11 protein-coding genes are annotated in these 11635 nt (G+C 28.6%); all 11 read left to right on the top strand.

All coding sequences use genetic code 11. From position 1 onward, the window contains the following. The first annotated feature begins 161 nt into the window (after window positions 1-161). The 11 genes from RDY08_RS08175 (at window position 162) to RDY08_RS08125 (ending at window position 11473) form a co-directional block, all read left to right on the top strand. Complete coding sequence (locus RDY08_RS08175; protein ID WP_307903882.1) at window positions 162-1124, top strand: nucleotidyltransferase domain-containing protein; 963 nt, start codon at window positions 162-164, stop codon at window positions 1122-1124. A 13-nt stretch (window positions 1125-1137) separates the two neighbouring features. Then, window positions 1138-1671, top strand: coding sequence for a Cap15 family cyclic dinucleotide receptor domain-containing protein (locus RDY08_RS08170; RefSeq protein ID WP_307903881.1), 534 nt, complete (start codon window positions 1138-1140; stop codon window positions 1669-1671). Window positions 1672-2058: 387 nt separating this feature from the next. Then, window positions 2059-2922 carry a toll/interleukin-1 receptor domain-containing protein gene (locus RDY08_RS08165; RefSeq protein ID WP_307903880.1) on the top strand — a complete coding sequence of 288 codons (864 nt, stop codon included), beginning with the start codon at window positions 2059-2061 and terminating at the stop codon, window positions 2920-2922. 40 nt (window positions 2923-2962) lie between these two features. After that, window positions 2963-3796, top strand: coding sequence for a KilA-N domain-containing protein (locus tag RDY08_RS08160; RefSeq protein WP_307903879.1), 834 nt, complete (start codon window positions 2963-2965; stop codon window positions 3794-3796). Window positions 3797-4529: 733 nt separating this feature from the next. Further along, complete coding sequence (adhE, locus tag RDY08_RS08155) at window positions 4530-7121, top strand: bifunctional acetaldehyde-CoA/alcohol dehydrogenase (protein ID WP_307903878.1); 2592 nt, start codon at window positions 4530-4532, stop codon at window positions 7119-7121. Window positions 7122-7193: 72 nt separating this feature from the next. Beyond that, window positions 7194-7469 carry an NAD(P)H-dependent oxidoreductase subunit E gene (locus tag RDY08_RS08150; RefSeq protein ID WP_307903877.1) on the top strand — a complete coding sequence of 92 codons (276 nt, stop codon included), beginning with the start codon at window positions 7194-7196 and terminating at the stop codon, window positions 7467-7469. Further along, on the top strand, window positions 7470-7967 hold the full coding sequence (locus RDY08_RS08145) for a PAS domain-containing protein (protein WP_307903876.1): 498 nt from the start codon (window positions 7470-7472) through the stop codon (window positions 7965-7967). It abuts the gene before it with no gap. A 5-nt stretch (window positions 7968-7972) separates the two neighbouring features. Beyond that, window positions 7973-9133, top strand: coding sequence for a SpoIIE family protein phosphatase (locus RDY08_RS08140; RefSeq protein WP_307905458.1), 1161 nt, complete (start codon window positions 7973-7975; stop codon window positions 9131-9133). Window positions 9134-9173: 40 nt separating this feature from the next. Further along, on the top strand, window positions 9174-9419 hold the full coding sequence (locus RDY08_RS08135; protein ID WP_307903875.1) for an NAD(P)H-dependent oxidoreductase subunit E: 246 nt from the start codon (window positions 9174-9176) through the stop codon (window positions 9417-9419). Continuing rightward, entirely contained in the window at window positions 9420-10838 is a 1419-nt protein-coding gene (locus RDY08_RS08130; protein WP_307903874.1) for a monomeric [FeFe] hydrogenase, read from the top strand. It abuts the gene before it with no gap. 251 nt (window positions 10839-11089) lie between these two features. After that, window positions 11090-11473 (top strand): thioesterase family protein, encoded by a 384-nt coding sequence (locus RDY08_RS08125; protein WP_307903873.1) that lies wholly within the window; start codon window positions 11090-11092, stop codon window positions 11471-11473. Window positions 11474-11635 lie beyond the last annotated feature (162 nt).

The following is an 11635-nucleotide window of genomic DNA, read 5'->3' as shown; positions in this document are numbered from 1 at the left end:
ACAGTGTATACGATATGATTTCGGCAAGCCCTTATGGGACGTGGTTTGCTTCGGAGGTTTGCAAGCTCACGAGCCTCAGGCTGCACCACTCTAATGCCTCAATTCACATCGCATACACTGGAACCGTTAGCTGACATTTTAAGCTTAGGAGGAAAGTAAAAATGAAATTTGATGAAGAATTATTGAAAAAATTCGCACTACCATTAAGTCAAACTGAAGATGAAAAGTGTAAAAATGCCATAAAAATGGTTAGAGATGCTATGAAACTATCAGGGTATTTAGACAATAGTGAAGTTATAAAAAAATATAGTGAGGATACATTTTCTTATACACTAGATATGAATACTAGTGACTATAGTAAAAAATTGAGAATTCTTATACAAGGTTCTTATGCAAACAATACGAATATTAGAAGTCATAGTGATGTAGATGTGGCCGTTATTTTGGAATCAACCTTTATTCCTGAGTATAGGGCAGGAATTACGGGGGAAAAATATTTTTTCACAGATGGAACTTATTCGGCTAAAGAATTGAAGGATGATGTAGAAAGAGCTTTAAATTTAAAATTTAATAATCAAGGTGTTATAAGGAATGATAAATCTTTGAAAGTTATTGGCAATAGCTATAGAGTTGATGCTGATGTGGTTCCAGCATATCGTCTAAGAAATTATAAAGATGATTATAACTTTGATTCTTCAAATTATATTGGTGGAATTGAGATTAGACCTGATAGTGGTGGAAGAATAAGGAATTATCCTGAACAGCATATAATAAATGGGAAAGAAAAGAATAATAAAACAAATTATTATTTTAAAAAACATGTAAGAATTTTAAAAAAAATAAGAAATTTAATGAAAGAAGATGGCTATAAATCAGTAGAGCAGGTTTCGTCATTTGGATTGGAGTCACTGTTATGGAATCTTCCAAATGACTTATTTAGTAAATATTCTTTATTAAAGTATACTTTTGATGATATTTTGATATATTTGAATAATAATAACTTTATGTTAGGTACTTTTAAGGAGGTAAATGGAATAAAAGTCTTATTTAGTAATGAAGAAATGGTTAATAAATATAAAAAATTTATCAAGGAAATAAACGAATATTTTGAAATTGAAATATAAGGAGGGAGGTATCATGGAAGAAAATCTAAAATGGTATATAAAAAGTATTATAATTATATCAATAATTATTTATCTTTTAGTAGATAAAATGTTTGTCGATAAATCTATTCTTGAAAATATAGGTAAAACAATTTCGATAGTAATAGTGCTATCAATGTCTTATATTCACTTCTTTTGGAAGTTTAATCCTCTAAGTAAAACCCCAAAATTACATAAAGAGTATGATGGTTTTCTTATATCTGAATTTGATGGAAATAAAAGGGAAGCAAAAATAAGAATTGTTCAAAATTTGTTTGCCATACAAATATATTTAAAAACTGATGAAAGTGAAAGCAAAGCAATAATGAGTAAAATTTACACAGAATATGGAGAAAAATTTTTAGTATACTATTATCTGAATACTCCTAATGCAAATGTACGGAATAGGAGTGAAATTCATTATGGAATTTGTCGCTTAAAAATCGAAAATAGAGATCGACTTACCGGTCAATATTTTACTGATAGAAAAACACTTGGAGATATTGAATTTGAATCAACGATCAGCTAACACTCTGCACATACGGATATTCCATCCCCTACCGAGTTACGGCGTCATTTACCAAGAGCAAGCTCTAAGGTTCATTTCCTTGTTGTACGGCTTTGGGACATTGCATGCAGTGAACACGTTAGCCAAGATTGTTGAGTGCGGGTGGGTGTCGAACTCCCCCAATCTTGGCTAACGCCCATCGTTTACCCGCCACGGAGTTATGACACATATTCAGACTAGGTTATTTTCCTAATGGAAGTCTATTATGACCCAAAGAGAATAAAAAATATCGTAAGAGATATACTGCGAATTAATCCTAAATCTCAAAATATTGTTCTCGACGGACATCGTATCCGTCTAAGTATAGAAGTAACATCTACAAAATATTTTAGTGAAGGAAGTGATTTTATGAAAAAAATATTCTTATCATATTGTTGGGAACGTTATGATCAATTGGTAATAGATTTGGCAACTAAATTATCAAGCAAATATGATGTTATTTTAGATAAATGGGAAATAAGACCTGGACATAACATAGATTCTTTTATGGAAAATTCTATAAGAGAAGCTGAAAAAGTATTCGTTATATGCGAGAAAGAGTATGTAAATAAAGCTAATAATAGAATTAGTGGCGTTGGAGTAGAAACTTCAATTATTAGCCCAAAAGTATATAGAAATACTAAACAAGAAAAATTTATACCTGTATTTTTAGAAGGAATAAGCGTTAAACCAGATTATATGGAATCTATATTTGGAATAGAACTTAATCCAAGTTTTGATTTAAATGATGAAAAGTTAAACGAATTTATTAACGCGATTGAAGGGAAACCAATTGTTGAAAAACCTAAATTTGAATTGAGTACACAAATTGAAATACCTGATAGAATCAACAATATTTCCATAGATGAAAAAGTAAAAAAAGGATTATTTGATTCGGAGGTCTACAGTAAAATATTAAAAATATTAGAAGAGGATTTAATAGCAAAGTTCATTGTTAAGTATCATCTAAATAATTTTGGTAAGATTATTATAAAATTCGAAGAAATAAATCAAATTAAAATATTGGATTCTATAGATAGTAATTATGTGCAAGCAACAGGCTATGGTGGATGGGATAATTACGATTTATTTGGAAAAACAGCATATGATGTTGGGATGGGAACTGAAAATGAAGTGATAAAAAAAAGAGCAAAACTTATTTTGGAGAATTGTGCCAATATTAAGTGTAATTTAGAAGAACTATTAGACGATTTTAATAAGTCAAATTTATAAAAAGAATTAGTAGATTTTAATTTGATATTCAGGAGGTAAAATGGCAAAAAAAGTAGATGTAAAAGGAATTTCAATATCTGTAAAAAAGGCTAATCAATCTGATTATATATCACTTACTGATATTGCAAAGTATAAAAGTGATTCTCCAAATGATGTTATAAAAAATTGGTTAAGAAGTAAAGATACAATTGAATTTTTAGGTCTTTGGGAGAAAATAAATAATAGTGATTTTAAACCCGTCGAATTCGACGGGTTTAAAAATGAAGCAGGCAGAAATGCTTTTACTATGTCTCCTAAAAAATGGATAGAAGGGACAAATGCAATTGGAATAACAACAAGTAGTGGAAGGTATGGAGGAACTTTTGCCCATAAAGATATTGCTTTTGAATTTGCTTCTTGGGTATCAGCAGAGTTTAAACTTTATCTAATAAAAGAGTTTCAAAGATTAATCGATGAAGAAAATAGCAGAAAAAATATCGAATGGGATGTAAGTAGAACTTTAGCAAAAATTAATTATAGAATTCATACGGATTCAATAAAAGAAAATTTAATTCCCAAAGATTTAACTCCTCAACAACAAAGCTTTACTTATGCGAATGAAGCTGATTTATTAAATATGGCTCTTTTTTCAATGACAGCAAAAGAATGGAGAGAGAAAAATCCAGATAAAGATGGAAATATAAGAGATTATGCAAGCCTTGAACAACTGCTTATTCTTGCGAACCTCAAAAACCTAAATTCTGAGTATATAAAAGCTGGTTTAAATCAAAAAGAAAGACTGATAAATCTTAACAGAGTTGCAATAGAACAAATGAAAATTTTATCCAACAAAAAAGCTATTGAAGGAATGAAAAAGTTAGAAAAAAATAAGTAAGCATAGCCGATAGTACTTCCTATAGCGTCTTTTGTATGTTTTGAGATTTCGGATTGAAAAACTAAAAAAAAATTATTCTATTGAAGCTATATATGAAATTCCGTCTGAATACAGAGTCATAACAGACAGCAGACTATATGATTTTGAGGTTTCGCTATCGCTCACAACTCTCAAGCACATCGCCTGAACTGTCAAAATGTTATGCAACAAATGTATCTTCAGTGATAAATTATACAAAAAATACTTGGACATGATAGAATAAAAAAAAGAAAACATGGAGAATATCATGTCAAAGAAATCAAAGAGATATACAGATGAATTTAACCTGAGTTTCATATTAAGAAATGGCTTTATGAAAATAAGAATATATTAAAAATAAACCTAACATAGCCATAAACTATATTAGGTTTATTTTTTTCAAAAAAACAGTTGACAACCCCACAACAAAGTGATATACTTAACGTGAAAAAAAGAACAAGTGAAATAGCAAGTATGAAATAAATTTATTATAAAGTGATTTCATAATAATAATAAAAGTATATAAATAATTAAAAAATAAAAAAATGCACTGAAATCCCAGTAATAACATATCAAAATGGTAATTTAAAAAAAGATATGTAATAAAAAAAGTATAATTTTTACACTGATAAGATTAAATTTTAATCAAGCTTAAATTAAATTTTTTTAAAAAATATAGTTAAAAAAATCACAAAACATTGAGGAGGTAATAAAAATGGAAGAATTAAAAGTTACAAATGTAGACGAATTAAAAGCTCTTTTGGAAAGGGTAGGAGATGCACAACAAAAATTTTCTAAATTTTCTCAAGAACAGGTGGATGAGATATTTAGAGCTGCGGCATTAGCAGCAAATAACGCTAGAATAGAATTAGCAAAAGATGCAGTATTAGAAACAGGAATGGGAATTGTAGAGGATAAAGTTATAAAAAACCATTTTGCAGCAGAATATATATATAATCAATATAAAGATGATAAAACTTGTGGAATATTGGAAGTTGATGACACATTCGGAATAAAAAAAATAGCAGAACCAATAGGAATAATAGCAGGAATAATTCCAACAACAAATCCTACTTCTACTGCAATATTTAAAGCACTATTAGCATTAAAAACAAGAAATGGAATTGTATTTTCACCACATCCAAGAGCAAAAGAATGTACTAATAAAACAGCAAAATTAGTATTGGATGCAGCAATAAAAGCAGGAGCTCCAAAAGATATAATTGGATGGATAGATGAGCCTTCTGTAGAATTATCACAATATTTAATGCAAAATTCAAATTTGATACTTGCAACTGGTGGGCCTGGAATGGTAAAAGCTGCTTATTCATCAGGAAGACCTGCAATAGGAGTTGGTTCTGGAAATACACCAGCAATTATAGATGAAACAGCACATTTAAAAATGGCAGTAAGTTCTATATTATTAAGTAAAACTTTTGACAATGGTACAATTTGTGCTTCAGAGCAATCAGTTATTATATTAGACGAAGTATATGATGAAGTGGAAAAAGAGTTTTTAGAAAGAGGAGCTTATATATTAAATGAAGATGAAAAAGAAAAAGTAAGAAATACTATTTTAAAAAATGGTAGATTAAATGCAGGAATAGTTGGGCAATCAGCATTTAAAATAGCAGAATTAGCTGGTGTAAATGTACCAGAAGAAACAAAAATTTTAATTGGAAAAGTAGAAATTACAGAATTAACAGAACCATTTGCTCATGAAAAATTGTCTCCAGTATTAGCAATGTATAGAGCAGAAAATTTTGAAGAAGCAGTAAAAAAAGCAGTTAGAATGGTTGAAATTGGTGGAATGGGACATACATCAGTTTTATATACAAATCAAACTATTAATCAAGATAGAATAGATTATTTTGGAGCAAAATTAAAAACAGGAAGAGTTATAATAAATATGCCATCTTCTCAAGGGGCAATAGGAGATTTATATAACTTTAAATTAGCACCATCATTAACATTAGGTTGCGGTTCTTGGGGTGGAAATTCTATTAGTGAGAATGTAGGAGTAAAACATTTAATGAATATTAAAACAATTGCTGAAAGGAGAGAAAATATGTTGTGGTTTAGAGTTCCGCCAAAAGTATATTTCAAATATGGAGCATTACCTTTAGCGTTAAAAGAACTAAAAGATAAAAAAAGAGCATTTGTAGTGACAGATAAACCTTTATTTGAATTAGGTTATGCAGATAGAGTAACAGAAATATTAGAAGAGATAGGAGTAGAAAGTGAAGTGTTTCATGATGTAGAGCCAGATCCTACACTTGGGACTATAAAAAAAGGTGTAGAGAGAATGAATTCTTTTGAGCCAGATGTAGTAATTGCAATAGGTGGAGGTTCTCCTATGGATGCAGCTAAAATTATGTGGGTACAATATGAACATCCAGAAGTAATATTTGAAGATTTAGCAATGAGATTTATGGATATAAGAAAAAGAATATTTGAATTCCCTAAAATGGGTGGCAAGGCGATGATGGTAGCTATTCCAACAACATCAGGGACAGGTTCTGAAGTAACTCCATTTGCAGTAGTAACAGATGAAAAAACAGGATTTAAATATCCAATAGCAGATTATGAACTTACACCAAATATGGCTATAGTTGATCCAGAATTGGTACTTAGTATGCCTAAGGCATTAACAGCATTTTCTGGAATAGATGCGCTAACTCATGCTTTAGAAGCTTATGTATCAGTTTTAGCAAATGAATATACAAATGGATTAGCTTTAGAAGCAATTAGATTAATATTTAAATATCTACCAGCTTCTTATGAAAATGGAGATAAAGATTTAAAAGCAAAAGAAAAAGTGCATTATGCCTCAACAATGGCAGGAATGGCTTTTGCAAATGCATTCTTAGGAGTATGTCATTCAATGGCTCATAAATTAGGAGCTATGTTCCATGTACCTCATGGTCTTGCGAATGCTATGCTTATATCACAAGCAGTTAAGTATAATGCAGTTGATAATCCAAGAAAACAAGCAGCATTCCCTCAATATAAATATCCACAAGCTAAATTTAGATATGCTAAAATAGCAGATTATTTAGGACTTGGTGGAAATACACCTGATGAAAAAGTAGATAATTTGATAAAAGCAATTGAAGAGTTAAAATCAAAATTAAATATTGCAAAATCTATAAAAGAAGCAGGAGTAAGTGAAACAGAATTTTATGCAAAATTGGATAAAATGTCTGAATTAGCATTTGATGACCAATGTACAGGAGCTAATCCTAGATATCCATTGATAAGTGAAATAAAAGAATTATATATAAAAGGATTTAATGGAGAAATATAAAACAGTTTTGGGAGGCTCTTTTTAGAGCCTTTCTGCTTATTTAGGATAAAAATTAAGAAATTGGAGGGAAAAATGGATATATACATATGTATGGGAAGTGCATGTTATCTAAAAGGTTCAAATAAAATAATAACAATATTTAAAAATGAATTTGAAAAATTAAATAAAGGAACAGAGCATAACATATTAGAGTTGAAAGGTTCATTTTGCTTAGGGCCTTGTAATCAAGGAGTAGCTATAAAAATAGGGGATAAAATTTTTAAAAATTATAATCCTAACAATTGTAAAGATAGATTATATAGTGAATTAATTCCCTATATAGAAGAGCTAGAAAAGGAGAAAAATTAAATGAGTATGAATATTTGGGAAAAAATATTTGATTATGACCCTAATGGGGTATTGGTTGTTAATGAGAATTTAAGAGTAGAAGCAGTTAATAGTGGATTTATAAATATGTTTAAACTAAATGGGACTGATGTAATTGGAAGAGCTGTAAATGATTTTTTTGATGATATAGATGATTTTGTAGATTTTACAATAGGAAAAATAAAAAATAAAAAACAGATAAAAGAGTATCCTGAAAAATCAATAATATTGTCAGAAGTTATGTTTAGAATAGACAATGAAAATTTAATAGTAAAAATATTTCATGATATTACATTGCAAGAAAAGAATGAAAAAGAGATGAAAAATTTAAAAATACAAGTAATAGGAGAATTGGAAAAAATTGTAGATAAACAGATGAAAGTAGGGCAGGAAATAGCATCAATTTTAGGAGAAACTACAGGGGAAACAAAAGCAAGTTTAGTGAAATTATTAGAAATATTAAAAAAAGAGGATAGGTGATTAAAATGATTTCTGCTACTGTATACAAAAATAGCTTAAATAAATTTGGAGAGCAGGTATGTGGAGATAATTATCAATTGGGAAAAACAGAAGATTCTAAATTGATAATATTATCAGATGGAATGGGAAGTGGAATAAAGGCAAGTATACTTTCGATTTTAACAACAGAGATTATTGGCACAATGTATAAAAAAGGGGTAAAAATTGAAGAAATTGTAGACACAATCACAAAAACTCTTCCAGTATGTAAAGTGCGTGGGATTGCATATTCTACATTTACATTAGTACAGATTTTTAAATCAGGAAAAGTGAAAATAATAAATTATGATAATCCATCCCCTGTAATATTGACAAAAGGAGAATTATATAAGCCAAAATATATTACAAAAAGAATAAATGAAAAAGATATAAAAATAACAGAATTTGAAATTTTTGCAGAAGACTTTATTTTTATAATGTCAGATGGATTAGTTCATGCAGGTTTGGGAAGATTAATGAATTTTGGATGGGGAGAAGAAAATATAGCAAATTATTTAAAAAGAATGTATAGAAAAACTAGAGAAATAAAATATATTGTTGATAGTTTAATAGCAGTTACAGAAAGCTATTACGGATTTGAGCCGGGAGATGATTCGACGTTAATAGGTATAAAATCTATAGAAAACCCAATAGCTACAATATTTACAGGTCCGCCGCTTAATCCAAAAACAGATGAATATTACGTAAAGAGATTTTTCAGCAGAATAGGGAAAAAAGTTATTTGTGGAGGAACAACTTCAAATATAGTTAGTAGAGTTTTAGATGAAGAAATAGAAATAAAGTTAGAAGGAGAAAAATTAGGGAAATTACCTCCAACAGGAACAATGAAAGGGGTTGATTTAATAACAGAAGGGGTATTAACTCTGAAATATTTAAATAGAATGTTGGATAAGTGTAAAGATAATATGCATGAAATAAACATTCCCGAAAAGATGAATTCCGGAGAAAAATTATTTAGTATATTAACTGAATGTGATGAAGTGAATATATTAGTAGGAAGAAAAGTTAATGCATTTTACCATAATCCGAATTTGCCATTTGATATGTCAATTAGATCAACGTTAATAAGAGGATTATCTAAAAATTTGGAGAGATTGGGGAAAACAGTAAATATAGAGTATTGTTAGAGAAAAATTCGAAAATTATATTGTAAGAAAGGAGAAAAAAATGAAAGTAAAAATAAAAATATGTGTAGGTACAACATGCCATTTAATGGGGTCTTCAAGTTTAGTGGATATAAAGAAAAAATTTCCATTAGAAATAACAGATGATATAGAAGTGGGTTTTGCAACTTGTTTTGGATTTTGTAATGGAGAAAAAATTCCGCCTATAGTAGAAATAAATGGAAAGTTTTATGAAGATATGAATGAGGAAAAATTAATTCAAATAGTAAAGGATTTAAAGGAGGTATAAATGCGTAACTTTATTTTAAATGAAAAAATAAAATTAAGAAGAAAAACTTTAATAGAATTAGCAAGAGCCACAATAAATAATAATTTGAAAAAAGAGTTACCGAAACTTTCAAAAAAAATATTACCAGGTAATGAAGCTAAATATAGAGAATCTATTTATCAAGAAAGAGAAATATTAAATCAGAGAATAAAAATATATTTAGGAATGGATTATGAAAAGTCAAAAGATATGGAAATGTATGAAGTGGCTGAAAATATAGATGAAATTTTAGAAAAAAATTCTAAATATAGTAACTCTTCTAAAATATTGCAGATAATAGAAGAGGCGTGTGATGTGTGTCCGTCAAATAAATATTATGTTACGGATCTTTGTAGAAATTGTATAGAACACTCATGTAAATCGGTGTGTCCTAAAAATGCGATTACTATTGAAAATTCAAAAGCTAAAATAGATTTGGATAAATGTATTGGGTGTGGATTGTGTGCACGAGCTTGTAGTTATTATTCTATAGTAAAATTAGAAAGGCCATGTGAAAACTCATGTGAATTAAAAGCAATAACTAAAAATCCAAATGGAACTCCTAAAATAGAAGAGGAAAAATGTGTTAATTGTGGAAGTTGTTATATAGCTTGTCCTTTTGGAGCAATAGAATCAAAATTAGATTTAATAAAAGTATTAAATAGAATAAAAAAAGATAATAAAAGAAGTGTTATAGCTATTTTTGCTCCATCTGTAGCAGGACAATTTGGACCTAAAGTTACAATAGGACAAATAAAAAATGGATTAAAAAGAGCAGGATTTAATAAAGCTTATGAAGTGGCATTAGGAGCAGATATGGTTGCAGAAGAAGAAAGTGAATATATAGAAAATTCTAATGAATTAGTGACAACATCTTGTTGCCCTGCATTTGTAGATTATATAAAAAAACATCAAAAAGATTATATAAAAAATATATCTCCTTCTGATTCTCCAATGATAGCTTTAGCAAAAAAAATAAAAGAAGAAGAGGATTGTGAAATAGTATTTATAGGACCGTGTATTGCAAAAAAAAATGAAGATATAAATAGAGAAATAGTTGATTATGTTATTACATTTGAAGAATTAGGAGCATTATTTATAAGTTGTGGAGTAGAGCCAGCAGAGATAGAAGATGTTGATTATGAAGGTTCTTTTGATGGGTGGAATTTTGCACATTCAGGCGGAGTTGCTCAAGCTGTAATTAATAAATTAGAAGGAAAAGAGATAAGTTGTATTAAAATGGATGGATTAAAAGAAAGTAAAGAACTGTTTTCTAAACTGAAAAATGAAAAATTTGATTTGATGGAAGGGATGGCATGTGAAGGTGGATGTATTTGTGGACCTGGAATAATGGTAAATCCTAATGTAGCAAATGCTGTTTTGAAAAAGATAAAAAAATAAATTTATTTAGAGTATTTTGTTAAATACCTCGAAGCTTGCTTCGAGGTATTTGAATTTATTTATTTACTAGAAAAGTATAAATTTATTCTTATTATAAAAAATAAGTGTTTGTCAAAGGTAATAGATTTGTAGTATAATAAAAATAAATATGAGATAAAAACATATTAAATGTTGATTTGAGTTTAATTTCTAACTTCCTGTGGTGAGATGGTTGGAAAAATGGCTTAATTTATTGCAAAGAAGGGAGAAAAATGGAAGAATTAAAAATAGGATTAATAAAAAAATGTAAAAGAGAAGTAAAAAGAGAGGAATTAGCAGATAAAGTGGGATCAGGAGTATTGAAAGTATATTCTACTCCATCAATGATAGCATTTATGGAATATACATCAGAAGAATGTGTAAATCCATTATTAGAAGAAGGAGAAACAACAGTAGGGATTGCAGTAGATATAAAACATATAAAAGCAACTTTGGTAGCTAAAAAAGTTGAATGTATATCAGAATTAATAGAAATTGATGGAAAAAAATTAAAGTTTAAATTAACGGTTAGCGATGAAGATGGAAAAATAGGGATAGGAAATCATACAAGATTTATAGTGAATTCTAAAGAATTTATGAAGAAAATAAAAAAATAATAACTAAGGAACGGCTTAAAAATAACCTTCCGATTTTGTTTTAAAATACGCAATGGTTTAGGAACGATTTAAAAACAACCTTATCATTTTATTATAAAATACGCAACGATTCAAGCGTTTTTATAATAAAATATATAAAATTACTTTTTAAATGTTCTTTAA

Origin of the sequence: Haliovirga abyssi, assembly GCF_030295325.1 — a bacterium.
In the GTDB taxonomy this organism is placed as follows: Bacteria; Fusobacteriota; Fusobacteriia; order Fusobacteriales; family Haliovirgaceae; genus Haliovirga; species Haliovirga abyssi.
Note: the sequence above shows the minus strand (reverse complement) of the source record. Positions and strands in the feature narration are given on the sequence as shown.

Coding starts and splice junctions, on each gene's coding strand:
- RDY08_RS08175 (WP_307903882.1), top strand. CDS start 162: ATGAAATTTGATGAAGAATTATTGAAAAAATTCGCACTACCATTAAGT.
- RDY08_RS08170 (WP_307903881.1), top strand. CDS start 1,138: ATGGAAGAAAATCTAAAATGGTATATAAAAAGTATTATAATTATATCA.
- RDY08_RS08165 (WP_307903880.1), top strand. CDS start 2,059: ATGAAAAAAATATTCTTATCATATTGTTGGGAACGTTATGATCAATTG.
- RDY08_RS08160 (WP_307903879.1), top strand. CDS start 2,963: ATGGCAAAAAAAGTAGATGTAAAAGGAATTTCAATATCTGTAAAAAAG.
- adhE (WP_307903878.1), top strand. CDS start 4,530: ATGGAAGAATTAAAAGTTACAAATGTAGACGAATTAAAAGCTCTTTTG.
- RDY08_RS08150 (WP_307903877.1), top strand. CDS start 7,194: ATGGATATATACATATGTATGGGAAGTGCATGTTATCTAAAAGGTTCA.
- RDY08_RS08145 (WP_307903876.1), top strand. CDS start 7,470: ATGAGTATGAATATTTGGGAAAAAATATTTGATTATGACCCTAATGGG.
- RDY08_RS08140 (WP_307905458.1), top strand. CDS start 7,973: ATGATTTCTGCTACTGTATACAAAAATAGCTTAAATAAATTTGGAGAG.
- RDY08_RS08135 (WP_307903875.1), top strand. CDS start 9,174: ATGAAAGTAAAAATAAAAATATGTGTAGGTACAACATGCCATTTAATG.
- RDY08_RS08130 (WP_307903874.1), top strand. CDS start 9,420: ATGCGTAACTTTATTTTAAATGAAAAAATAAAATTAAGAAGAAAAACT.
- RDY08_RS08125 (WP_307903873.1), top strand. CDS start 11,090: ATGGAAGAATTAAAAATAGGATTAATAAAAAAATGTAAAAGAGAAGTA.